The organism is Bartonella sp. AP3QHHD (assembly GCF_042195765.1).
GTDB lineage: Bacteria > Pseudomonadota > Alphaproteobacteria > Rhizobiales > Rhizobiaceae > Bartonella.
The window spans coordinates 74,860-99,001 of the sequence record NZ_JBHIPC010000049.1; the positions used below are offsets into that span (position 1 = coordinate 74,860).

Annotated in this window: 22 protein-coding genes; 19 read left to right on the top strand and 3 right to left on the bottom strand. The window is 39.5% G+C overall.

From position 1 onward, the window contains the following. The first annotated feature begins 606 nt into the window (after positions 1–606). The 16 genes from ACFIL7_RS03025 (at position 607) to ACFIL7_RS03100 (ending at position 16,970) form a co-directional block, all read left to right on the top strand. Positions 607–951: a hypothetical protein gene (locus tag ACFIL7_RS03025; protein ID WP_375633375.1), complete on the top strand. Its 345-nt coding sequence runs from the start codon at positions 607–609 to the stop codon at positions 949–951. Positions 952–1,602: 651 nt separating this feature from the next. Next, complete coding sequence (locus ACFIL7_RS03030) at positions 1,603–2,964, top strand: PBSX family phage terminase large subunit (protein ID WP_375683338.1); 1,362 nt, start codon at positions 1,603–1,605, stop codon at positions 2,962–2,964. After that, entirely contained in the window at positions 2,964–4,796 is a 1,833-nt protein-coding gene (locus ACFIL7_RS03035) for a portal protein (protein WP_375633314.1), read from the top strand. The genes ACFIL7_RS03030 and ACFIL7_RS03035 overlap by 1 nt, the downstream gene beginning before the upstream one ends. 281 nt (positions 4,797–5,077) lie before the next feature. Next, positions 5,078–5,851 carry a hypothetical protein gene (locus ACFIL7_RS03040; RefSeq protein ID WP_375633313.1) on the top strand — a complete coding sequence of 258 codons (774 nt, stop codon included), beginning with the start codon at positions 5,078–5,080 and terminating at the stop codon, positions 5,849–5,851. Between the two features lie 241 nt (positions 5,852–6,092). Further along, the gene (locus ACFIL7_RS03045) at positions 6,093–7,211 is read left to right on the top strand and encodes a N4-gp56 family major capsid protein (RefSeq protein WP_375643242.1); all 1,119 of its coding nucleotides are present in this window, start codon (positions 6,093–6,095) and stop codon (positions 7,209–7,211) included. Between the two features lie 83 nt (positions 7,212–7,294). Next, a complete protein-coding gene (locus ACFIL7_RS03050; RefSeq protein WP_375633311.1) occupies positions 7,295–7,990 on the top strand; it encodes a hypothetical protein in 696 nt (231 codons plus the stop codon). A 32-nt stretch (positions 7,991–8,022) separates the two neighbouring features. Further along, the gene (locus ACFIL7_RS03055; protein WP_375636947.1) at positions 8,023–8,154 is read left to right on the top strand and encodes a hypothetical protein; all 132 of its coding nucleotides are present in this window, start codon (positions 8,023–8,025) and stop codon (positions 8,152–8,154) included. 20 nt (positions 8,155–8,174) lie between these two features. Then, positions 8,175–8,342 carry a hypothetical protein gene (locus ACFIL7_RS03060; protein ID WP_375636948.1) on the top strand — a complete coding sequence of 56 codons (168 nt, stop codon included), beginning with the start codon at positions 8,175–8,177 and terminating at the stop codon, positions 8,340–8,342. 200 nt (positions 8,343–8,542) lie between these two features. Continuing rightward, a complete protein-coding gene (locus ACFIL7_RS03065) occupies positions 8,543–10,006 on the top strand; it encodes a hypothetical protein (RefSeq protein ID WP_375633309.1) in 1,464 nt (487 codons plus the stop codon). 281 nt (positions 10,007–10,287) lie between these two features. After that, positions 10,288–10,770, top strand: a complete 483-nt coding sequence (locus ACFIL7_RS03070) for a hypothetical protein (RefSeq protein WP_375683339.1) — start codon at positions 10,288–10,290, stop codon at positions 10,768–10,770. Further along, the gene (locus ACFIL7_RS03075; RefSeq protein ID WP_375634553.1) at positions 10,767–11,906 is read left to right on the top strand and encodes a tail fiber domain-containing protein; all 1,140 of its coding nucleotides are present in this window, start codon (positions 10,767–10,769) and stop codon (positions 11,904–11,906) included. Before ACFIL7_RS03070 ends, ACFIL7_RS03075 begins: the two co-directional genes overlap by 4 nt. Beyond that, entirely contained in the window at positions 11,903–12,907 is a 1,005-nt protein-coding gene (locus ACFIL7_RS03080; protein WP_375680844.1) for a phage tail protein, read from the top strand. The genes ACFIL7_RS03075 and ACFIL7_RS03080 overlap by 4 nt, the downstream gene beginning before the upstream one ends. 1,357 nt (positions 12,908–14,264) lie before the next feature. Further along, positions 14,265–14,552, top strand: a complete 288-nt coding sequence (locus tag ACFIL7_RS03085) for a hypothetical protein (RefSeq protein WP_273791311.1) — start codon at positions 14,265–14,267, stop codon at positions 14,550–14,552. Between the two features lie 138 nt (positions 14,553–14,690). After that, the gene (locus ACFIL7_RS03090) at positions 14,691–15,056 is read left to right on the top strand and encodes a hypothetical protein (RefSeq protein ID WP_375617995.1); all 366 of its coding nucleotides are present in this window, start codon (positions 14,691–14,693) and stop codon (positions 15,054–15,056) included. Positions 15,057–15,755: 699 nt separating this feature from the next. Further along, positions 15,756–16,082: a hypothetical protein gene (locus tag ACFIL7_RS03095; protein ID WP_375633303.1), complete on the top strand. Its 327-nt coding sequence runs from the start codon at positions 15,756–15,758 to the stop codon at positions 16,080–16,082. A gap of 90 nt (positions 16,083–16,172) precedes the next feature. Next, a complete protein-coding gene (locus ACFIL7_RS03100; RefSeq protein ID WP_375617997.1) occupies positions 16,173–16,970 on the top strand; it encodes a hypothetical protein in 798 nt (265 codons plus the stop codon). 242 nt (positions 16,971–17,212) lie between these two features. On the opposite strand, the gene ACFIL7_RS03105 is transcribed toward ACFIL7_RS03100, so the two are convergent. Then, positions 17,213–17,338, bottom strand: coding sequence for a hypothetical protein (locus tag ACFIL7_RS03105; RefSeq protein WP_375683340.1), 126 nt, complete (start codon positions 17,336–17,338; stop codon positions 17,213–17,215). Positions 17,339–19,087: 1,749 nt separating this feature from the next. On the opposite strand from ACFIL7_RS03105, the gene ACFIL7_RS03110 reads away from it, so the two are divergent. The 3 genes from ACFIL7_RS03110 (at position 19,088) to ACFIL7_RS03120 (ending at position 21,971) form a co-directional block, all read left to right on the top strand. After that, positions 19,088–19,531 carry a hypothetical protein gene (locus ACFIL7_RS03110; RefSeq protein ID WP_375643265.1) on the top strand — a complete coding sequence of 148 codons (444 nt, stop codon included), beginning with the start codon at positions 19,088–19,090 and terminating at the stop codon, positions 19,529–19,531. 225 nt (positions 19,532–19,756) lie between these two features. Further along, positions 19,757–19,942 (top strand): hypothetical protein, encoded by a 186-nt coding sequence (locus ACFIL7_RS03115; protein ID WP_375633299.1) that lies wholly within the window; start codon positions 19,757–19,759, stop codon positions 19,940–19,942. 1,255 nt (positions 19,943–21,197) lie between these two features. Then, a complete protein-coding gene (locus ACFIL7_RS03120) occupies positions 21,198–21,971 on the top strand; it encodes a DUF4167 domain-containing protein (RefSeq protein ID WP_375655326.1) in 774 nt (257 codons plus the stop codon). 1,141 nt (positions 21,972–23,112) lie between these two features. Here the strand turns inward: ACFIL7_RS03120 and ACFIL7_RS03125 are convergent. Together ACFIL7_RS03125 and ACFIL7_RS03130 are read right to left on the bottom strand one after the other, a co-directional pair. Beyond that, a complete protein-coding gene (locus tag ACFIL7_RS03125) occupies positions 23,113–23,562 on the bottom strand; it encodes a hypothetical protein (protein ID WP_375677235.1) in 450 nt (149 codons plus the stop codon). Positions 23,563–23,606: 44 nt separating this feature from the next. Further along, positions 23,607–23,972: a hypothetical protein gene (locus ACFIL7_RS03130; protein ID WP_375633374.1), complete on the bottom strand. Its 366-nt coding sequence runs from the start codon at positions 23,970–23,972 to the stop codon at positions 23,607–23,609. Positions 23,973–24,142: the final 170 nt, after the last annotated feature.

Here is a 24,142-nt window from a genome sequence, read left to right on the forward strand (position 1 = left end):
TTATTGATCGTTGCGTGGACGATCAATATATCCTTTGAGTGATAAAGTAATTTCAAGGGATTGGCAAGAACAATTAAAAGATTTTCTAGTCTGTTATATTGTAAAATAGGGATGTTTGGGGGGGGTGGTAATCTGATGTTAGTAGGGGAATTTACTGGGGAAGAGGTTGGATGATAGTTTAAAACCGGTGCGGGGTGGAAGCTTTATTCAGCAGAGGAAAATTTGCTTTTTGAAGTCGAATTGTAGATCAGAGCTTATCTGGCGTGTTTGATGAAACACCATTCTTTGAAGTGTGGGATAGCCATATGAAATAATCAGCAGGGAAATCTGATAGACGAGAAATCAGCTTGTTGCAGACCCGTGTTTACAGAGGGGCGTGGGGATGGCGGTTTTTGAGTTTCATTTGGCTTTTTTCTGTAATGATGTAAAAGCGTAAAAATGTGAATCTGTAAAATGAAGCGGAGGATTTGGGCTTTATGTGGGCTCTTATCTTTTTGGGTGTGTCCCATTTTTTTAATTTTTGAATGCTTGTCAAATTTTGTTGCTGATTTTTATGTCATTTTTTGTGTTTGAGGTTTTGGTTTCTCTTTAGTTGGAAGGAACATGATGATGGTAGATGAACATTGTCTTCCCTTACGTCGAAGAGGGCGGAAAAAAGGGACTTTAAATAAAACAACAAAGCGATTTAATGAAGCTCTTTTGACAGCGGCGGAGCAGGCTGGATATCACTATGGTGAAGATGGGCTGGTGTCTTATCTTCAGTATCATGCTCTCAATAATCCCGTACCGTTTTTTTCGCTTCTTGCAAAAGTGTTGCCTCTTCAGGAGGCTGGAGAAGGGCAGGTTAAAACAGTTTCGCGTATCGAGATTGTACCAGTGAATGCAAAAAATAGCGGACCGGAGAAGCATAATACCTCGATAACTGAGGCTTGTGATATTGAAAAATGTTAGGCTTGGGTGGGTGATATCTTGGAAGGGGGCTGCTTTGGTGATTGCCTATCTTGAAGGGATTGAAGCGGAGGCTATCGTGCTTGTGGGCGCTCGTGATACTGGGAAGGGGCTTTGGTGAATGATGCTGTAAGGGACCGTGTGCTGGAGGGAATTTGGTGCAGGGTATTTGTGTGGTGGATATGGAACAGTGTTTTGATGGGTGGGGGGCATGAAACTTGAGAGAAGTGTTATGCTTGCGGGATGCATGTGTTTTGGTGGGGGTATCTTGGGGGATAAAGTGTGAGGATTGGTGATGCTTGAGAGGCATGATCTTGGAGGATGTTGGGCTTTGGATATGCCTGAGAGCCATGTGCTGAGGCTATGATTTGGTTGAGGGGATACCGTGCTTGTGGTTGGGGGATGACAGGCGCGGTGTTTGAGGGGGTGGGGCTTTTGTGCCTTGGGGGCTTGGGGCGCATAGGTGGGGTCAAGGGGATCTCATGCAAAAAAGTGAAATTTATTGAATATTAGGATGAAGAAAAGATAAAGCGCTGCTTTTGAGAAGGGCGTTTTTCGTTCAATTGCTCTTTTCGTTCAATTGCTCTGGGATCATTAAACTTGGGATAAGCAAAAGGGTGCAGCGCAATTATTGCTAAAGTATGAAAATTTATAATGACAACTGTTCAGAAAATTTCTCAAAAAATTGAGCAGAAAACGGCTCAAGTGGCTCTTATTCCAAAGCTTATTCCTGTTTTTACTGGAAATGCCGATGTGCGAGCCGCTTGGGGAGGACGCGGTTCTGGAAAAACACGTTCTTTTGCTTTGATGTCTGCTGTGGTGGGATATCGCCATGGAATGGCTGGAGAACGCGGGATTATTCTTTGTGCACGGCAATTTCAAAATTCTCTTAATGAAAGTTCTTTGGAGGAAATTAAACGCGCTATCGAGTCTTATCCTTTTTTACAAGACTATTATGAAATCGGCGATAAATATATTAAGTCAAAAGATGGACGGATCGTCTATGTGTTTGCTGGGCTTGATCGCAATATCGCAAGTATTAAATCAATGGGGCGCGTTTTCCTTTGTTGGGTCGATGAAGCCGAGCCCGTGACAGAAACTGCTTGGCAAACACTTATTCCAACTTTGCGCGAAGAAGGAAAAGATTGGAATGCAGAATTATGGGTGACATGGAACCCATGCCATGAAAATGCAGCCGTGGAAAAACGTTTCCGAAATGTCGATAATCCTCATATCAAAGGGGTGGAAATCAATTGGCGTGATAATCCGCAATTTCCTGAAAAACTCAATCGTGATCGAATGGACGATTTGCAGCAAAGACCAGAGCAGTATAACCATATTTGGGAAGGCGAATATCTCCAAGCTGTCCAAGGGGCTTATTATCAGAAATGTCTTCTCGAAGCCGAAATGGAAGGGCGGATTACAACTGTTCCACGTGATCCTTTGATGCAGGTGAGAATCTTTTGGGATATCGGGGGAACAGGAGCAAAGGCCGATGCTACCGCATTGTGGGTGGCGCAATTTGTTGGACGGGAAATCCGAGTGCTCGATTATTATGAAGCCCAAGGACAACCTCTCTCAGAGCATGTGGGCTGGGTCTTTCAAAGGGGATATGAAAAGGCTCTTATGGTCTTGCCTCATGATGGCGCAACAAAAGATCGTGTCTATAATGTGAGTTTTGAAAGTGCCCTTCAACAAGCCGGTTTTCAAACCAAAATAATTCCTAATCAAGGAACAGGCGCTGTGAAAATGCGTATCGAAGCCGTAAGGCGGTTGTTTCCTGCACTATGGTTTAATCGTGAAACGACATGTGCGGGCAGAAAAGCGCTTGCTTGGTATCATGAAAAGCGCGACGAACAGCGCAATATCGGACTAGGCGCTGAACATGATTGGGCAAGCCATGGGGCCGATGCCTTTGGACTGATGTGTGTGGCTTATGAACAGCCAAATGCTAAAGCGCGAAAAAAAACTTATCGCTCGTTTCACCATTCTCAAACTTCATGGATGGCTTTTTAATGAATATGTCTACAGATTCTTCTTTTAATCAAATCGAAACGCTTGAAAATCAAGCACTATTTAAAAAACTCGTGGGTTGGTATCAGGATGATATTGATCATGTCGAAAAATGGCGAAAAAATGCCCAGGAAGATTACGATTTTTATAATGGACGGCAATGGAATGAGCAAGACTTGGCTGTCTTGCACGAACAAAACAGACCGGTCATGACTTTTAACCGTATTGCGCCTTTAATTAATGCCGTGATTGGGGCTGAGCGCAATAATAAAAGGCAAGTGCAATTTATTCCACGACAAGAAGGGGCAGCTTTTGCGAACCAGATTCTGACAGGGGCGGCTGAGTGGTTTCGTGATGAAGCCGATGGGGAATACGAAGATTCTGATGCTTTTCAAGATGCAATTATTTGCGGAATGGGGTGGACAGATACACGCCTTGATTATGAAGAAGATCCACAAGGAAAACCAATTATTGCACGCTTAGACCCGATGAAAATGGTGTGGGATGCAAGTGCTGTCAAGCCTAATCTTATTGATGCACAACGCTTATGGTATATTGATGAAAAACCCCTTGCTGTGGCGCAGGAAATGTTTCCCAATGTTCATTGGAGCGATCTTAATGCTGATTGGGTTAAACATCAGAGTTTTTTACATTCAACCAGCGATGGGATGACACAAAGTTATCAGTCCGAGAGGGGGTATCAAGGAGAAGAGGGGAGCGGCTATCAACGTCCTAAAATGGTGACATTGGTAGAATGTCGCTGGTTTGAACGCGAGGTGGTTTATAAAGTTCTCGAGCCTCTAAGTGGAAAGTTTGTCGATTATTCAGAGCAGGATTTCCAAAATTTAAGCAAAACCTTTCCTCATGTCCAGGCAACAAGGTTGAACAGAAAAATTGTCAAACGGGCATTTTTAGGTAGAAAGCTGCTTGAAGCGCCTGATAAGCCCTTGGTTCCACCCAATCAATTGGGATGGGAGTGTATTACCGGTACTTTTGATAAGTTAAGCCGGCAATTTTACGGAATTGTTAAGCCAACAAAAGATCCGCAACGGTGGGCAAACAAATATTTTAGTCAAGTGATGCATTTGCTCAATAGCCAATCAAAAGGCGGAATTATGGCAGAACGCGATGCTTTTGATGATGATCGCCAAGCCCTCGAGAGTTGGGCTAGAGCCGATAGTATTACTTGGTTGAAAAGTGGTGCTGTGTCTGGGGGAAGAATTCAGCCTAAACCCGTGGCGCAATTTCCGCAAGGGTTTTTCCAATTGTTTAATGAAGCAAAGAGCGCTCTCGAACAGGTGACGGGGTTGTCTTCTGAATTTATTGGGACGCGAGCTGTCAATCAGCCTGGCATTCTTGAACAACAACGGCGACAATCGTCACTTAATCTTTTGGCTTCCTTTTTTGATGGGTTGCGTCGATATCGGCAACGACAGGGGAAAATTATTCTCTATCTTATTCAAAATTATCTGTCCGATGGGCGGTTGGTGCGTATTGCCGGTGATGAAAATGCCCAGTATGTGCCGCTGACACGCGAAATGGTGACAAGTTTGGAATATGATATTGTCGTGGATGATGCACCAACAAGTCTTAATGAAAAAGAGCGTACTTTTGCACTGATCATGCAATTGCTGCCTTTGATGCAAAATTTTGCAACGCCTGAGATTATGCTCGATCTCTTACGCTATTCGCCTTTACCGGCTTCACTTATTCATAAAATTGCGATAAAGGCGCAAAACTCTTTTCAAGAAGAGCAAAATGCCTCAGCGCAGATGGGGGATAATGTGGGGGCAGACCAGATAATGCAGATGTTGCAGACACTAAAGGCTCAATAATAGGACACTTTGTCATGCGTGACTTCTGATAAACGCCATATATCATAAATTGCTTATCGATTTTCGTAGTGCATGGGCTCCCTTTTCTCAAAAGAACTGTTTTGTAGGGCAGGACTGTTGGGAAAAGCAGGGTGGAGAAGGAGTTTTGCTGTCATGGTGGGGGAGCCATGGGGGAATGCTGGAGCTTAAGTGAAGGGTAAGCATTGAGGGGATAAATGCTTATGGGCTGTTTTATCTGAAAAATTTGATTTTATTGTTAAAAAAAAGAGAAGGCTAATGTCATGGATCAAGAACACTTAACGCCGGCAGAACAAAACCAATTGAAACAAGATTTTCTGGTCTCAACACAAGAGGGAGAAGATGGTGAAATTGGAAGAGAAGAAAAAACTCTTGAAGATAATTTTCAAGGGCAAATGCATCAACAACAGGACTCTTCGCAAAAGGCTGGAAAAGAGGTTCAAGGGGGAGAAGATGCTCCACCAGATCCACAAAAAGACTTTATGGGCTATATGCAATGGTTGGGAAAAACACTCCAAAAACAAGGGCTTGTACATGAAAAACAACAGCCTTCTCTTGCTTTGGAAGCAGAACAGTTGCATGCGTTTTTTCAGCAGTCTGTTGCCAGTGTTAAACAAAAGCATGATGATTTTGATCAAGCAGCTGATTTTATTTATGAAACGCGGGCTAAACAGTTGGCAGCTTGTGCTTCGCTCTATCCTGAGATGGCCGATCCCAAAAATATTGATGCGTTGATTGGTGATGAGTTGAAGCAGATCTTGCGCGATTGTGCGCAAAAAAATCAAAATCCGGCTGAAGTGATTTACTCTATTGCACAAAAAATTGGCTACACAAATTTTCCCAATAACATGGGTGAAAATTTACAGGAAAGACACAATTCTGCACGTACTCTTGCTGCTTATAACGGCTTGACGCCAAATGGGCCGATTTCTTTGGATATGCTTGATAAAATGTCAGAAGCAGAGTTTAGCGCTTGGGTTTCTGAACCTAAAAATAAAGCTGCTTTTAATCGTTTAATGGGGGGAAGAGAATTTTAAACACAAGAATGTGGCAGGTGCTTTTTGCGGGAACGTGGAGCGGCTTTTGGCGCAGGAGAATGCGGGGGGATTTCTCAAACACGGATGTGGAGAGGAGAGCTCTTATAAGGGGGAGGCAGACGCTAACAGAAATTAGATAAAACTCACGAACAACCTATTCACCATTTGAAATGAAATGTGGTGTTTTAACAACCGGCGCTTTGCCGGGTTTTTTATGTCAATAAAACTTTTAGAGGACAAAATGACTGTAACTTATATCGGACTTAATGACCCAATGGCAGTGCGCACATGGTCTAAATTACTAAACCAAGAAGTCTCAAAAGCACTTCCAATTGCACCGTTGATTGGAAATGATTCAAACAGTATCGTACAATTAAAAGATGAAACTACGAAAGCAAGTGGGGATGCTATTAGCTTTAATTTGCGTGTGCAGTTGCTAGGCGATGGGGTGAGCGAAGGGCAGACATTGGAAGGCAATGAAGAAGCTTTACAGTTTCTCAATGATCGCTTGGCAATTAATGAACTCGTTCATGCTGTGCGTGTCAAAAATGAGGGAACGATTGATCAACAACGAATTCTTCATGATTTGCGCACCGAGGCAAAAAATGGTTTGGTTGATTGGTATGCAGATCGTCTGAGTATGATGTTCTTCATTCAAGTTTGCGGGTATACCGCAAAAACAATTAACTTTGAGGGACGTACGATTACTCTTAAACCTGTCCATTATGGGTTTAATGCGCCAACGGCACCAACCAATAAACGCGTGGTACGTCCTAATGATAAAGCAAAAGATGAGGACTTAAAAGAAGACGATGTTTTTGATCTCAGCTTGATTGATAAAGCAGTTGAACGGGCTAAATTGGCAAATCCTAAAATTAGACCTGTGCGGCTCGATGGGGAAAATGTCTATGTGCTTTATCTACATCCAACCCAAGTGACACAATTGCGAACCAATACAGATGCGGGGCAATGGCTCGACATTACCAAGGCAATCTATAGTGGAAGTCGTATCAAAAATCCGCTCTATGATGGATCGTTGGGCATGTATAATGGTGTGGTTTTGCGCGAAGCTGAACATATTACCGAAGGGGTTGAATCTGGGACGGCAAATAAAGCTGTGCCAAATGTGCGTCGTGCTGTTCTGCTTGGTGCGCAGAGTGCTGTGATTGCTTTTGGTAAAGATCGAGGAGCAACACGCTATAAATTGGTGGAAGAACTCTTCGACTATGAAAGAGAATTCGGGGTCGCAGCAAAAACCATTATTGGTATGAAAAAAACTTGCTTTACCTTGCCAGGAAGTACGCAAGGGGCTCAGGATTTTGGCACTATTGTCATCCCAACTTATGGAGCACCCGCTTAAAGCGAATTTTTGCTCTCTTCCCCCAACAAGAGGGATCTGTTGGGGGAAAAATTTAAAATGCTTCCAGAAACAAGGACAGGCTTATGACCACTTTATCCACTGATCCCCAAAATCTAAACCTTACACATTCAGATCATTCTAAAACTTTTGCTTATATGGTCGCGCTTATTCAAGATGAAATTGACGATACAACAGCGGAATATTCCCTGCAAATTCAAGATTCAATTTTTACGGCTTTGCGTTTGTGTGAACGCGAACCCTTTTTCTTTAATGAAAAAAGAGAAAGGACGTTTAAAACACAAAGTGGTAAAACATGGTATGGGCAAGAAGAGGGGGTTTTTATTGAATCAGAAAAGAGTTTGGAGGGCGTCTTTTTAGTAACAAAGGATGCAACACCAACAAAGTTGTTCTTTAAGCCCTTGGAAGTGTTGCATCAACAATATGGTATGCATCCTGCGCTAGGAACGCCATTCTTTTATACGTACCTTGATCAAAAAATAGGACTCTTTCCAACACCAGAACATGTGGAAACTGTACAGCTTTCTTATGCTCCTGTTCATTTTGCTGATGAACAGTTGAGAGAAGACGATAATCCTTGGTTGATTTATGCTTTTGATCTTATTAAAGCACGGGCAAAATATGAACTTTATAAAAATATTCTTAAAGATCCTGAATATGCCGCCGTTTCTTTCAGAGATTTTCAAGAACAGCTTCAAGCTTTGCGCATTGAAACATCGCGCCGAAAAGGTTTTTCAAAGATTCGCCCAATGCGTTTTTAAAAGACTTTTTTCCAAATCGTTTATGGCTGGCGTTGAAGGTTGGTTTGGCACTGGTGGCTGGTTTGTCGCTTATGGTTGGATGCGCGTTGGGTGTTGATGGTGAAGGGCTGGTGGATGGCGTTGGGGTGGCTATTATTGATGGTATCGTTTTTTCGATGAATTAAACAACTTGAGGTTGTTTGTTTTGTTGCATTTTATGCCTTTAGAGTTTTGTTCTAAGGGCTTTTGTGGTTTTTTATCCATAAGCCTTGGTGTTTTGAATGGCACTGGGCTTTTCAAAGGTTTTATGGGGGGCTTAATGGCTTTTTCCCCCGTCATTGTGGGGTATGGGGATGTGATTGCGGGCAGTTGATTTTGGTTTGGCGCTGGTGGATGGCGCTGGGGTGGCCATTATTTATGGTATCGTTTTTTCGGTGCGTTAAACAACTTTAGGTTGTTTATTTTGTTGAATTTTATGCCTTTAGAGTTTTAAGGGCTTTTGTGGTTTTTTTATCAATAAGCCTTGGTGTTTTGAATGGCACTGGGCTCTTCAAAGATTTTATGGGGGTCTTGATGGCTTTTTTCCCAATCGCTGATTATCGACCCGATGTGGCGGATATCAATGGAATTTTTACCGATGAACTTGTTAATGTGCTCCCGGCGGATGGCTCCTATATCCCTATGCCAAGTTTTGAACCTTTATCAGAGCCTTGTCCGGAGCCAATCTTAGGCACTCTTGCGGTTAAAACAAAAAATGGGGTTTCTATTATTGTCGGGACAAGAGATAAAATCTACTTACTTGATAATACAACAATGAACTGGAAAGATATTAGCCAAAAAGGAAAATCTTATCTGGCTAATGTTGATGCTCCGTGGTCTTTTGCTTTGTTTGGTGATTTTATCATTGCGGTGAATGCCAATGATAAACCACAAGTGATTGATATTAACCATGATAAAACATTTAGAAATTTAGGAGGAAATCCACCACAGGCAGGGATTGTTCGAATCTGGGGAGATTTCGTTTGTTTGATGAAATTAACCGAGCATCCAAGAAGGGTTCATTGGTCTGGATTAAATGATGCTGAATTTTGGACCGTGGGGAAAAAAAGTTGTGATTATCAAGATTTTCCTGATGGCGGATTCGTCCAAGGGGCAACGGAGACAACAAATCCAATTATCTTTATGCGTTCTGCAATCTATGCCGGTTCTTTTATCCCTGGCTCTAAGATTATTTTTAGTTTCCAAAAAATCCACGATAAACGAGGCGCAAAAAATGCTGAATCAATTGTTTGTAGAGGCGATTTAGCATTCTTTGCCGATGAGGGCGGGTTTTATCAAATAACAAATGAGGGACAGATTATACCCATTGGGTTCGAAAAAGTCGATCGAACGATGACCGCAAAATCAAGGAAGGATAATCTGTACACTCTATCTGCTGCTATCGATGGGGTGTATAATCGTGTTTATTGGATGGTTGATTCTGATGAGAATCTTCATAAACGTATCTTGCTCATTTATGATTGGGGGTTGCAAAAATGGACAAAAGCTCTCGTCGATATCAAAATGGTATTGCCTATTTTCTTAGCCGGAACAACCCTGGAAGGTCTTGATTTTGTGACTAAGAATATTGACGATTTATCCTTTTCTCTTGATAGTAAAGCTTGGAAAAATGAATCGCCTATTCTGGGGGCATTTGATCAACAGGGAAGACTGGGTTCGTTTTCTGGGTGTCCTATGGCTTGTGTTGTGACATCACAAGAAATGGGGCAGACAAATGGCATGATAACACGGGTAAAAAATATTATGCCTCAAGTCAATAGTGGAAAGTTTTATTTGTCTGTGGGAATGCGCTTTCGACAATCTCTTGAAGAGGAAACTGTTTGGTTACCAGAAAAACAGCCTTCTTATAATACTGGACAAATTCATTGTCGCGCAAGGGCACGGTTTTATCGCTTTAAATTGCGTATTCCTGAAGGGGTGAATTGGACTCATGTCACTGGATTTGATGTGGAATTGACGCGGGCCGGCATGCGATAGGCATGCCCTTTTGTAATACCATGCGATAGGCTCAAGCCTCTATTATTAAAGAACAAATGCCCCATAGGCTTCCCAAACCTTTATAAACAAAGGAACAAGGTGGTGCGTTATGTTTCATGCTTTTCTGCGATAAAGGAAAAATAGGCTGCACCATGGTTTATTTTTATAAAGAAGAAAGTTCCTCCTTTGTTGTGACAAAGGGATGATGGAGACTTTTTTCTTTTATTGTGCGGGGGGCATGGAATGCGTGAAATTCGTAGGGGGATGTTATTTGAGGGGAGATGAGTGACACAGCTAAAAGAGCTAAAATTATGATGCAAGAGAGTCAAGATTTATATTCTGCTCATCTGACAGAGCGGTGGCCATGGGAAAAAATAGCTCCCTATCAAGAGGCTCTCAATACTGCATTGAAAAAATATGTTCAGCGCTTTCCGGATGATGTTTGTCTGGAAAAAATTGCTGAAGAAATCGCTACAGGACAAGTACAATTGTGGCTTGTCTTAAAAAATAAAATCCAATTTAGTGCTTTTGCAATAACCAAAGTTGAAATAACCCATACGGGGAAAAAATGCGTCGTTCTCTCTGATCTTGCTGGAGAGGGAGGGCTGAAATTGGTCAAGTTGATTGATGAAGTCGAAAAATGGGCGCGAACAATTAATGCTGAAGAAATGCACATGTTTGGAAGAACTGGATGGGCGAAAAAGCTCGCTCATCACGGATATTCTCGTAATCTTATTCAATATAGAAAGGTTCTGAACCCATGAGTAGAAAAACCACACCTCAAGTGCAAACAACAACACAAACAAATGCTCCACCTGCTTGGGCGGCTGATATTCTTAAACAAGCTAGTGCTGATGCACTTGGACTTTATAATAAGGGAATTGGCGGAAACGTTTATCAGGGAGACAGAGTCGCTGGTCTTAGCAATATGACAAAAAATGCGCTGACCGGTTTACAACAAGCAGCAGGGCTCTATAACAATCCAACGGTAACGCAATGGTTGAGTGCACCAACCAACAGCGCTACAAATCTTTCCGGTATGGCTAAGGGAAGCTGGATTGGAAGCAATAGTAAATTTAATACTGCATTGCAAAATGCTCTGAATAAAACGTCCGATGCAATTAATCAATCGATGTCGGGAGCAGGACGTTATGGCTCTGGGGCTCATACTGGTGTGCTGGCCGATGAGTTAGGCGCCTTGGCAACAAATGCTGCAGCACAGCAATATAATCAAGATATTAACAATATGATGAATGCAAACCAGATGATTGATCGCTCTCAGAATGATCAAGTTAATGCGGCAAATAGCTATTATCAAGGACAGAGTAACGTGCAAAGCAATGCTTTGAAAGGGGGTATGATTCAAGATATAAACCGCCAAAATGTCTTAGATGCTGAACGCCAAAAATGGTCAGAAAAAGATAATCAAGATTGGAACCGATTGCAAAGTTTGTTACAGGTAGGAACACAGGCTGCTGGAAATTACGGAACGACTTCAGGAAAATCCACGACAATGCCTTCTGTGACAAAAGATCCATTGCGTGATGCGCAGCAAGTACTTGGATTGGTCGGAGGAATTTTAGGGCTTTGTGACGTGAGAGCAAAAGAAAATATTATCCCTGTGGGGCAGAAAAAGGGATATCCACTTTATACCTTTAATTATAAGGGAAATCCACAACGTTATCAGGGCGTTATGGCGCAAGACGTGTTGCGTGTGAACCCTGAAGCTGTTTATGTCAATGCGAAAACAAAGTTATTGCATGTTGATTATGACAAAATAGGACTGAAAATGGAAAAAATGAAAGGGGAGAAAATACCGGCATCTAAAAATAAAATTGCGGCTTTCTTTTCTTCATTTTTTGCTCGCTTTCCCTTTTTGAATAAAGAGTATCTTTTATGAGTTCGATTTATGATTGGTCAATTATTGCATCAGAAAATGCTTATGTCGACGAGAATATAAACTGGGCAGAAGGGCAACCGCCAAGCACAGTCAATGATAGTGCTCGCGCTATGATGCAACGCATCAAAGAATATTTGTTGGATAATGGGGGCGGGATTGAAACACAGTTTACTGTCGATGTGGAAAACGAGAGAACGTCACTTCGTTTGGCAACAAAGTCTTTTTTTGAGACTTATATGGATGGCATTGTTGTGCGCTTTAAAGCACAAGGCGTCAATAGAGGAATAACAAATATTTCTTTGAATCAATTACTTCCACGACCAACTTATATGGCAACGCCAGAGGGTATTATGCCTTTAAAGGGCGGAGAAATTCAAAAGGGGGGGCTTTATGAAGTCGTCTATACGCGTGATATTGCCGGAAAAAATGCTGATGGCTGGTTTTTAACCAATCCTACTATAAAACTTCCTGAAATCCCTCCCTTTCCTCCTTTGCCTGAAACTTTTTCTTCTGGATTTATTGGGACTTTTGCTACAGAAAAAATACCCTCTGGATGGTTACTCTGTGATGGTAAAGAATATTCGCGAAGGAACTATGCCAATCTTTTTGCTGTTTTGGGAGAAACATGGGGAAAAGGAGATGGGAGAACAACATTCAATGTTCCCGATTTGCGTGGAATGTTTTTACGGGGGCTCGATAGTGGAAAAGCAATTGATAAAGGACGTCGCTTGGGAAGTCGACAAGAAGAGTCTTTTAAATCTCATACCCATGAAGGAAAAACAGATTCAACAGGTAACCACCAGCATAGTTATCCAATGATTGACGAGGTAGTTTGGGATATGAATCACGGTGAATATTATAGACATCTGGCTCAAGTCTACAATAAAGATCGGTTAACGAAGGCTGCGGGAGAGCATGAACATAAGGTCTTGTTGCAAAAAACAGGGGGAGATGAAACACGCCCCGTCAATATGGCGGTGGTTTATGCTGTCAAAGCCTGAGAATGAAAGCTTTGAGAGAAAGATAAAAATACTTACAAAATATTTGTTATGAAAAAAAGTCTTATTGAATATAAAGTCTTATAGAATATATTGTGTAGAAAGTTTTGAGGCGCTTTAGAAAAAAACTCAACTCTCTTTATTTTTTTATTTTTTGTGCTGCCTTTGTTGGATGTCTAAAGGTAAGTTTGCCTATTGTTCGTTAGAGGATCAAGACAGTGATTATTGAAGGTAGGGGGAGAACAAAAACCCTTTCTTTATTCATAGAGTTTTTGCTGAGGAATAAAGACTTTATCCAAAATGCTTCTCTCTTGTGGTATCGTGATACATTATTAAAGCGTTGGGTTTAAAGCGCTGCTGTGCGATGACAAAAAGCCCATGGGTAAAATTTATCCTATTATGTTATGCCGTCAAACACCGTCATAAAAACACTATTATTGAAGCTGGTGATATAAGGAAAATAAGACATACAATACTTGATCCATTTAAGTATTGAAGAGACATCTATTCAGTGGAGGGCTTGCTTGGTTAAGCCTTATGCAAGTGAATCATATAAGTGAGCAGCAGACGGAATCCCTTCAGAGTAGTTGGATTGTTTTATAAACCGATGTGGGGCTAAAATCTTTGTCTTTTGAGGTGGCGGGAAGAGGTCAACGGATATGTTTATTTAAAGCGAGAAAAGGCAAAATGGTACTCTCCCTCTTTTGGGTAGAGCGTGTATGCAAAAAGCGTTCTTTTTTTCAAAATGGGCGCTGGGTTTGCGAAGTCTTTTGGCGATGCGTTTAACACATGGTGAGTAATTGACTCTCTTAGATGCATTTTGTACTTGTCAGGAAACTTCTTGAAACAGAATGAGAGTGATACGAGAAAATCTGTAAGACAATGGTTTATCCTGTTGTGTCGTAAAATACTATTGTTTGAGATGCGGTTAAAATTTTATGCATGGGGTGTTTTTCATCTGTACGTATTCCTAAAGCAGTGTTGTTTGTAGAGTAACTCTGGACAGGGGATGCATGACAAGGATGCATTTGAAGGTAAGCCAAGTTAAATCTGTTAGATACGAAGCCAGATTGTTGACAAACCATTGTTTATTGATTGGTATTATTTAAAGATCGGTGTAGTTTTGTCCTTTGGGGAAAGCTAACACAGCATGCAAGGTGGTCAAACATTTTTCTTTGGTTTCAGGTGATAAAGTCAACATTTTAGGTGGAAAACAGGGTATAATCTAAAAAAATGTCTTGTAAAAATTTTCGATGAGGAAATTTTTTCAAGAGGTTTTCTGAGAAATGCAAGAGCCGTACAACGGAAAAAGATATTCAAATGCTTAATACGCGTTTAGCTTATCAAAAAGGGGGATATAATGGCACTTTTTCCATTTTCTATTGCTGATATTGATGATCCTGAATGTATTCGTGTGGTTCTTTATGCTAGCGGAAGAATGGGACATGCTCCTTTGAATGCTCTGTTGAAGCAAACACGTCAAGATCTCCAATGTTTTGATAAAATACAGACTCAAAATATTCTCCAACTTACACAGCGTTTGGATATTTTAGAACAACAATTGAAAACGATTATCAAAGATCTTGAAGATGTGAAACACAAACAAGACGCTGAAGAAGCGGATAAAAGTAAAACGATGGGTGATTAACCATCTCGATTTGTGTCTCTATGGGATTTAGCTCCTTTAAAGCAGTGAGATAGATAGTTGTGAACAGGATAGTTATTTGCCTGTCCATAGAGCATTTATTTTTTTGATCAACCAAAAATGAAAAAGAGGTATTCTATAATGAAAAAATTGATTTTAATATTTTTAGCTTTGTGTCTTACTGGACCAGCTTCTGCACGTTTGTGGACTATTTCAGATGATTGTTCAGATATCGGCGGAACAATGGTTCGCTCACAAATCATCAATAATATTTCTGTCATTCCATATAAAAATTTGCAAGGGGTAAATATTCTCTCTGTTTTAGAAACGAGGCCTACAGAAGAGCCAGAAATGTCAAAAATTGTAGGAAGAACATTTCATATTCAAAGTCCTGAGATTGTTGAGCTGGCCTATAGAGCTTACAGTACATCGCAATTCGTTGATATTTGTTACAGAAGTAACTATTCAATCAATGTTATTCGAGGGCTGAGAGTGCGTGATAATTAAGCGTATTATCTGTATTCGTTGTGACTTAAATAGGCGATGCTTGGAAAATGGTCAATCTTCTACACTAAGGCTATTTTAACCCTAGCAGTTTTCTGATTTACAGTTTTTACTCAGAGTATAATCGTTCATGTTTTACAGAATTCATGAGTTATCGGTATTGAGGATCTATCTTAAGATATTCAACTACAGTTGATTCTATTTTAAACTGAGTGATTTTGTATCAATCGTCGTTTGAGCTTAGATGGCAATTTCATTCTAGCGTTTGGTGTTAGACAGATTTAAGCTTAGTGAGGCTGTAAATACGTGTCTTAATTGTCTTTGTTGACAGTATGCCGCTTGCGATAGGCAATAAATCATAGACACATTTTGAATCCGTAGAGTGCACGTACATTAACAATGGCAGACATTGTCAGTGGTAGATATCGCCAATGGTAGAGCTTGTGCATGCGGTGTTTTGTTGTGTGCATGAGTCATCATTCACGCGGCATCAATAAGGGAAGGCTTTGCTGTAGAGCCTGTAAAATAAATCGTGCAACAGCGGGGATAGAGGTAAGAATAGACTGAGATGAGGCAGTCTTATCACGGGCTAAAGCTGGTTAAAATTCTCGTCTTTAAGGAGGCGAGGAGGTTAAAAATATCCATTAGATTGCATGGGGATGCATTTCATGTCCGTTGCAATAAATTTAAAAGAGGTAAATTATGAAAAGCTTTTTGAAAAAAATATCCATCGTTTTGGTGATAATAGCATTAACAACAGGTGTTTCTCATGCTGGAGTTTATGAACAAAACGGTTATCTTAATTCGGTTCAAGTCGTTAGCGCAGGAGCACAATGTCTCCTAGAGCTCAGATACGGTATCAGCCCTACTTCAGACATTCAAAAAGGTGTTTGGGGCTGTGATAACATTGTTGGAAAAAGTATTTTGGATTTGGCAAAAACCGCAGTCATTTTGAACAGAAAAGTAATGGTTATTTTTGAAGCGGGTAATGTGCCAGCAAAAAGGGTTTTAGCCATCACTTTAAAATAAGATCAATAGGGGTTTTTCTCCCTTTTTATATCTGTAACGCTTCAAGAGGTTACAGGTATAAAATATGGAGTGTATATCAAAGGTATAAAAATGTTTCAAAGAGCATTCTCAGTATTTTTAGTGACAGTTTTATTTTTTTTCTTTTCAGATGTAAATCTGTCATATGCTATTGATCCTCCCCATATGGTTTTCCGTATAGATGATCGCTCTCCATCTGTTATATTCTTTGGAGGAGGTTTTGCCCCTTGGGGGGATGATCAGGATATCATACATCATGTAACTGGGCACTCTCTTGCTCAACAGACTTCAGCATTTGTGTCTACAACTGCAAATATGGATGCAGTTTACAGAATGGCGCGGCAACAGATTGCTAATAATCCTGATGAAACGTACTGGCTATATGAAATTATTCCAGATATAAATTTTTATTATGTTCCTAACTCACTCTTTGATACAGCCATGTCTGCTGACAACGTTGTTCAACATGAACAAGTTATGGATCTTTATTATGCATATTTATGGCAGGATGAATGGGCTTCGCTGGGGGCAATCAATACAAATCATATATACTCTGCAAGAAGTATTATGCGGCAAGCGAATGGTGATATTGTCATTGGTCCTAGAACCTTTAATTCTCTTTTTGTTGCCGCTCCATCACAAGTAAATTCGGGGACACTTCCTTCACAAGATTACACTTTTTTATCAGCTTATTATTCTGATAGCGAGGATGCGTTATCTCCAATGTCACTGGCATTTCTTGTAGAATCCTGTAACAGCTCTTCATCCAGTGGTCATATGGAGCGTTCTGGGGATTCTTCCTGCAGCACATACAAACATTCTGTTGATGATATTATGTATAAAATGAATCTATGGTATGAAGCTCTTTAAAGAATTACAGCTATATCTTGCTATTTAATCAAAAACAAAAAAGTAGGAAGATAGCGCATTTCTGTTTTATTTGATTGGTTCTGATGCGCATAGTGCGTAGGGCAGAGAAAATTTTTTGGTATTATGAAGTGTGATAGGGGTGCTATAAAGCATAGGTGTGACATCATCAAAAATGGAAGCGTTGATTTAACAGTATTTGTTTACCTCGATTAGAAAATCCGTTCTTTTCTTTGTTTGGAGTTTTACATCAATAATTTCTTATCTTGTTGTCGTGCTGCTTTTTGAGAGTGCGGTGATAGAAGGCATGTAAGTTTTATATATTGAAGTGTTTGTGTGTGGTGAATATGGGGAGTGTTTTTTTTCGTCATGTGATGAACTCTTCGGGCGGTGGGGATTTTGTCCATAAAGCGTCATAAAATATCGCTTTTTGTTCTATGGTGATAGAGATCCCATGAGGGGAAAAGACAAAGGGGAAAGTCAAGTGGATTTTGCGAGCCAATCATGTAAACTGGAACGAATTCCATGCGGATATAAATCAGGTTCTGTTTGTTGCATATAGCGCTATTTGTTGCATAACTTGTGATAGCCAATTCTCTAAATAAAGGGATTTGACCGGTAGCAGAAAAAAGGAATCATTACGAGACAGTAAGTGTGCTTGTTTCAGAATGTCTAATGCTTTTGCATGACAAAGGAACGCGAAACTCTGTCACGCCTTCCTTTCATATTTTCGAGTTCAGGGGTGTCCATATATTTTCTTCAACTTGATTTTTATGCATTGGACACAAGGGAATTGGATGCAAGGGAATTGGATGCAAGGGAGTTGAAGGCTAGGGAGTTGAAGGCTAGGGAATTGGATGCAAGAGATTGAGATATAAGAGATTTGGATACAAGAGATTGGGATGAACATTTTTGGGATAAGCAAAGCTAATATGTTACGCTCGTTGTTTTACAGCGCGTTTGATAAAAAGCTAGGACATCTTTCCAATCCATTATGTGTGTAACTTTAAGGCGTTGTTTTCTTAAGAGAGTGCAGAGCTTTTTTTGTTGCTTGTCAATCAACATCAAATTTCAAAGCTGTAGCATGTTTGAGAGAAAGAAGAATGAGAGCCTTACGGATTCAGAAGGGCAAAACTCTCTGAGCGATTCCAGCTTTTGTAAGCTAGACTTTATATATGCCAGATGAGGGCTGTATTTGAGTGATTTCTGAAATAGGAAGACAACCTTATTGAGAAAAAATATAAAGGCATATCAATCACTCTTCGGACTATCATCTTTTTCCTTTATAATTTTCAAAACTATCTATAGCAATATTATTTAAATAATGAAGATAATGCCTTATGCTTTTATGTATCGTGTGTCTTCTTGGGATCATGCCTCTCACATAAAAACAGAATGCCTCAAATATTAAAATATTATTTGTCTCCGAATATACATTTATTGCATATTCATGGACTTGTTTTTAAAGAGATATCCCACTCCCAAGTCCCTTTTACAAGAACACTCGTCAATGGTATAGGGGTAAAGCCCCTATGAAATGTATAAAACTTATAAGGTATCTCCCTCATCTTTATGCTTCATAAAAGTGCAGGTTGGTACTCTCATATATTTTTCCAGTTTCCAATGTTACGAAAGCCTTGGTTCGTGAGACGATTCATAAGAGGCATATGCCTTTTTTGTACAGTTTTTAATCCACATGCCAGCTCCGCTTGTAACTTGCAAGCGACATGGTTTTGATCGTTTCAACAGAAAACAAATTTAGGATGAGAGAATCCTGTGGTATTCGGGTCTCTCATTCAATATGAAAAAACAATAAATACTCTTTATAAATCAATGTGATGTATCTTAAAGAAGACGAATTGTTTATAAAGCCGCATGGATGAAGAATCTTCGTCTTTTAAGGTGGTGAAAGAAAATCATAATCCCTATTTTTTCATAAAGGGCGTGAGAAAACTGTTTCACAAAAATTTTATACGATAAAAATTATACAATAAAAAAAGAGAGTCTTTTAACATAAGAGTCTTGATCGTTTGCTGCTATAACCTGTATTGTGTACACAGATACTGCTATCATTTTTTACTGTAAAAGCTTCTCTTGGGATATTAAAGGGTACAATCTTTATGGAAAAAAGAATCCGAGCAAGACAAAAGGCTTATTTCAAAAGATTATATCGCAAGATTGCTTTTGTTTGCATAATACTTTTTTGTATAGTGTTTTTGTGTTTTGTTGTTGCAAAGGTGGTCAGTTATTTTTCTTCTCATAAAAAAATAACACAACAAGCACCCGTTGAATTGGTTATTCCTGTTTTTGATATGCGTGTATATTGCAAGGAAATTTCTGCTTCCGTTATGCCCGATATGAAAAGAGAAGTTTATCAGCATTGTCTTAATTTGGAAAGTGAGGCCTATTTTGCTATTCGTGAAATGTGGGATCAGCTTTCTGATACTGCAAAAAAACAATGTTTGACGTTGGTACGACCTGGGGATGGAAATTATTTTCTCTTACGCGATTGTTTTCTCAATGAAAAAGAAAATAAAAAAGGCAAAAGACGCAATTACTTTTAAGTTTTTATATGGAAAGTTAAAAGGATGCGAATTTTGATGAAAAGATAAAAACCCCTTAAATTACGATCTGCCTCGAGACCAATAGAAATTTTATTTATCTTGTTATATCGCACTTCTTATTTAAGGTGTGGCGACATAAGGCATGGATGCTTCCTTGAAATGTTTAAGGGGGCGTGGTGGAGTTTTAGGAGGATTTGTTGCGCTTTTTTAAGGGAAATAACGAGTGTGGGAAATCCATTTCGTAATGGTTCTGGTGAATGGTATAATGGTAAAGCCCTCATGAAATGTATAAAATTTATAAAGCAAGTTCATCTTTATGGTTTAAAAAAGAGTAAGCCGGTACTATCTCACACTTTGCTTGCTCCCAATGGTGCCTCTCGACAGCCCTTTAGCCTTAGAGACGGTTCATAAGAGGCACTTTTTTATCGTTTTTACTCCACGCAGGTTTTCCCACATGTAACATGCAAGAAAAAGAGATTGATTCAACAGCAAACAGATTGAGGATGAAAAATCCTACGGTATTAATTTTCTTACTCAACACAAAAAATATGAATTATCATTACAAATCAATTTAGTGTATGAATTTTATAAGTATTTTCATTGTTAACAGACCAGTGTGATTTGAGAACCTTCATTCTTTGAGGGTGTAAGTCAATAGACATGACAAAAATGAGTAAAAAAACATTCCTTTTATAAACATTTACGGCTTCTTCATGCGTAAAGCGCTGTGCTGGGTTTAAAAATGTGCTTGTTTTATAATTCTAGTTTTCTTTATCAGAAAAGATAAGTAAGGAAATACGTTAGGCCATTCTTATTGATAGGCTTTGAGGAGGGTATTTTTTTGAGAAGAAGCTGATTTTTAAAAAAGTGTGACATATTGGTCGTTTTTTTCATAATTTGATATTTTTTTGTATTTAAATATTTTGTTTTTAAGCTCAATTTGTTATAAATAAAAACTGTGATTAACTTAAAAACTCTATGGGTTAAAATAAAAATTGATAGTATCATTGACTTGTTTGGGAAAGAAGATTGATCTCTTGGTGATTATAGGGCTTGAATAATACTTCGTGTTAATCTATCTATAAAAGTTAAGAGGTTTTGTGAGGCGATCGTGGATTATCGCTCGCAAGGGGTTGCTTTAGCGATGAAGAGAGGCTATATTTATAAAATAAAGAGGTTCGCGCAGTGACTCGTTGGGATGGAAGTGCTTGTGAGTTAAATGCACGAGGGGGTAGAGGATATCGGCGTTTTTAGGAGCGGTGGTTTTAGAGCAAAAAAGGAAGCTTATACTATTCTCTGGCAGGAATTTTTTCTTTGTCAGGTGTGTTATATGTGTGTTTTTCCTTTTTGTTTTCCACAAGATAATTATTTTTTTAGTGAAATATGGTTTATTTTAAAAAAACACTTGGCATTTTACGTGAACATCATTAGGTTTCTGCTGTTTGACAGAGAAAAAGGGAATTTTTGATTTACGATTTCCCTGCTGTTTTGTGATTTTCAAGAAAATATATGCTTTTATCAATATCAGTAGGGTTCGTTTGAGTGAAATAAACGCGGATAGCTTGATAATCGTATGTTAAACATGATCAGCATTATCAAAAGATAATGCAATGAGGAAGCGTCAATTAAGACACACATAAGACAAACACTCCAAAAAGGGATAAAGATGAGGCCACAACAAAATAGACGGGTACGCGGTCGCAATAATAACAATAATGGTAATAACAATAATAATCGTCGCGGTCCTAATCCGTTGTCTCGCAATTATGAAAGTAGCGGTCCGGATGTTAAAATTCGCGGGAATGCTCAGCAAATTGCCGATAAATACATAAGCCTTGCGCGTGATGCACAAGGTGCAGGCGATCGTGTTATGTCGGAAAATTATTTACAACATGCCGAGCACTATTTGCGTATTATTTTAGCAGCAACTGGGCAAATGTCTCAATCGGTTCGGCGTGATGAAAATCGTGGTGATGAAAACGAAAATCGTGATGAAAACAATGGGCAAGAATGCGGTGAAATAAATCTTGATGGTGAAAAAAAGGATGCTGTCGAGGGTGATACAGATGTATTACAAATGTCGTCGCAAAAAAATGGCAATGGCCAATATGATAAAGCGCAAAATGGGGATGCGCGTGAAAACGCTTTAGAGGCTCTATCGGATGAAAAAACAGATCAAGAGCACTGCCTCTCTGAGAAAAATGTTGAACCTGTCAAAAAAATACGTCGTTCTCCTCGTCGACGTACTGTACGGACTCAAGATGAATCATCTCTTGAGCTTTCACTTACAACAGCAGAAAACTCTAGCAATGGAGATGCATCAACAGCAACAAAAACAGCAACAAAAGAGGATTCTTCTTTGCCTGGATTAGGTGAGGGGATACAGAGAAAACCACGCCGTCGCCGAGTGGTCAATCTTGAGGCAGAGGAAAATGTTTAAACCTGAAGGGTGCTGTGTAAGCCCGCTTGTGTGGTGATGTTATTGGCATCATGATAATAAATTATAATATGCTCAAGAAGCTTCTTGCGCTTTCCTTGAGTTTTCATGGGGCTGTATCAGAAACTTAACGAAGGCTGTTGACAGAAAAGATTGCCTCTTTGCTGAGATTTAAGTAAGGGAATACAGAGAAAGATGCGTCGTCGCTCAAGTGGTCAATCTTGAAGTAGAGGAAAATGTTTAAACCTGAAGGGTGCTGTGTAAGCGCTTGTGGTGATGTTATTGGCATCATGATAGTAAATTGTAATATACTCAAGAAGCTTCTTGCACTTTCTTTAGATTTTCACGGGCTGTATTGAGACTTAACCAAAGGGTGTTGACAGAAAAGATTGCCTCTTTGCTGAGATTTAAGTAAGGGGATATAGAGAAAACCACATCCGTGTATTTTAAGAGGCAGTTCTTTTATGAAGAACGCAATGTCGTTGTTTTATTTAATTCACACTTATATTCAATGTATTCATGCCCATTTCGCGCTGGTGTTCATGAATTCTATTATGTGAAATCCATCGGTTATCTTTGCTTAATAAAAGATGTAAGCTGGGCGTTATTGCTTTAATTTTCAATGTTGCAACAGTTCTTCTTTTGATAGCGGATCATTCATAAGAGGTATTTTATTCATCGATTTCCTTGCTAGGATATGTGAGGAAATGATTTTGATGAGCTTCATCATAAATAGATTTGAGATGAGAGAATCTTACAGTATTTGAGATTCTCGTTTGACATGCAAAATAAATCATCACTATAAATTAATATGTTGAATTTTTACACTCAAGAAGAGGTATTTCTTGCACGTTTATTAGCTTTTCCCAAGTGATGTCAGTTTTCTTAAAAATGGGAATGCGTTGACAGAAAGGTTGCTTCTTTTCCAAGATTTAAGTGAGGGGATACAGTAAAAAACGCGCCGTCGCCCGTGTGGATAAATTTGTATAAGAAAGGAATAAAAATGGCTCTTATGAACTCTCTCTCTAGCGCCAAGGATTGTCAGCAACACCCACGCGCTGGCAAAGCGTGTGATAATGCCGGCTTGCAGAAAATGTTTAAACCTTCAAGGATGCTATGTCAGCGCTTATTGATGTTAGTTTGCTTAATGAGGCATTATCTTCGTTCTCTCTTTTGTTGTTTCAATAGAAAGAATGGAGACAAGTGCACCGGTGCGATAATTGTAAATCATAAATTTTGTTTGTCCATCAGGGGTTAAAACTTTCAGTACAATATTGTGTTCTGAGAGGCTTTGCGACAAAATCTGTGTTTTTTCCGGTAGAGAGAGCGTATGATGGATAACGTGTGGGTTTTTGCTGAGAGAGGAAGATAGCTCTGTTTGTTTTGGCGCTGATCCGGTTGTTATCACTTTATAAACAATTAAAAACAGTACGGTTAGAATAAGGAAAAGCGTTATTAAAACGGAAATAATCATTAAACCCATAAGTTTTTTTCTTACTCGTTCTACAGCAGGGTCTAAAGGGAGATCTTGAGGCAGAGAATTTTGCTCTGTGTGATGGTCTTTTGAAGGTTGCATTCGCTTATTATCCATCATGTCTTTCATTGATTATTTTTTTGAGATCTGATGGGTTTATGCTTTTAAAGTTTTTTGTGCAAGAGGTTTGTGGAAGAAGAATGCAAAAGAGGAAGCGATGTTGGTAAAATATCTTCTTTCTGGACTGTAGACAGCTTGTCCTTTACGTTTTGGCTTTTAAGCAGGAAATTTCCATGGTTTGTTACAGACCAGATCAAGTTTACTTCTTGTTGATGTAAATTGGGGTGTACGTTTATACATTGAGCAAAAATTTGTTGTCCATAAAGTGCAAACTTTTTTGTGGACGGGACCATGGACTGTTCACAAGCTTGAGCCGTGGGATAGATTTTAACCATTGTATTGTTCGAATAGCAACTATTAAAATCATCTGTACATGAAACTAATAAGAGGATAAAAACAAGGGGATTCATCAATTATTTTCCAAATGACAGGTTGACAGCGCGGACTCCAATTTGTCAGCTTAGGGGCTTCTTCACTATTAAACGGTTTTACAGTTTTTTAGTTCCCCTTTGAGATGCTAGTTCCCCTTTGAGATGCTAGTTCCCCTTTGAGATGCTAGTTCCCCTTTGAGATGCTAGTT

Coding starts and splice junctions, on each gene's coding strand:
- ACFIL7_RS03025 (WP_375633375.1), top strand. CDS start 607: ATGATGGTAGATGAACATTGTCTTCCCTTACGTCGAAGAGGGCGGAAA.
- ACFIL7_RS03045 (WP_375643242.1), top strand. CDS start 6,093: ATGACTGTAACTTATATCGGACTTAATGACCCAATGGCAGTGCGCACA.
- ACFIL7_RS03105 (WP_375683340.1), bottom strand. CDS start 17,338: ATGACGAAAAAAAACACTCCCCATATTCACCACACACAAACACTTCAA.
- ACFIL7_RS03130 (WP_375633374.1), bottom strand. CDS start 23,972: ATGAATCCCCTTGTTTTTATCCTCTTATTAGTTTCATGTACAGATGAT.
- ACFIL7_RS03120 (WP_375655326.1), top strand. CDS start 21,198: ATGAGGCCACAACAAAATAGACGGGTACGCGGTCGCAATAATAACAAT.
- ACFIL7_RS03050 (WP_375633311.1), top strand. CDS start 7,295: ATGACCACTTTATCCACTGATCCCCAAAATCTAAACCTTACACATTCA.
- ACFIL7_RS03095 (WP_375633303.1), top strand. CDS start 15,756: ATGAAAAGCTTTTTGAAAAAAATATCCATCGTTTTGGTGATAATAGCA.
- ACFIL7_RS03085 (WP_273791311.1), top strand. CDS start 14,265: ATGGCACTTTTTCCATTTTCTATTGCTGATATTGATGATCCTGAATGT.
- ACFIL7_RS03110 (WP_375643265.1), top strand. CDS start 19,088: ATGGAAAAAAGAATCCGAGCAAGACAAAAGGCTTATTTCAAAAGATTA.
- ACFIL7_RS03125 (WP_375677235.1), bottom strand. CDS start 23,562: ATGATGGATAATAAGCGAATGCAACCTTCAAAAGACCATCACACAGAG.
- ACFIL7_RS03080 (WP_375680844.1), top strand. CDS start 11,903: ATGAGTTCGATTTATGATTGGTCAATTATTGCATCAGAAAATGCTTAT.
- ACFIL7_RS03030 (WP_375683338.1), top strand. CDS start 1,603: ATGACAACTGTTCAGAAAATTTCTCAAAAAATTGAGCAGAAAACGGCT.
- ACFIL7_RS03070 (WP_375683339.1), top strand. CDS start 10,288: ATGAGTGACACAGCTAAAAGAGCTAAAATTATGATGCAAGAGAGTCAA.
- ACFIL7_RS03075 (WP_375634553.1), top strand. CDS start 10,767: ATGAGTAGAAAAACCACACCTCAAGTGCAAACAACAACACAAACAAAT.
- ACFIL7_RS03100 (WP_375617997.1), top strand. CDS start 16,173: ATGTTTCAAAGAGCATTCTCAGTATTTTTAGTGACAGTTTTATTTTTT.
- ACFIL7_RS03065 (WP_375633309.1), top strand. CDS start 8,543: ATGGCTTTTTTCCCAATCGCTGATTATCGACCCGATGTGGCGGATATC.
- ACFIL7_RS03035 (WP_375633314.1), top strand. CDS start 2,964: ATGAATATGTCTACAGATTCTTCTTTTAATCAAATCGAAACGCTTGAA.
- ACFIL7_RS03090 (WP_375617995.1), top strand. CDS start 14,691: ATGAAAAAATTGATTTTAATATTTTTAGCTTTGTGTCTTACTGGACCA.
- ACFIL7_RS03040 (WP_375633313.1), top strand. CDS start 5,078: ATGGATCAAGAACACTTAACGCCGGCAGAACAAAACCAATTGAAACAA.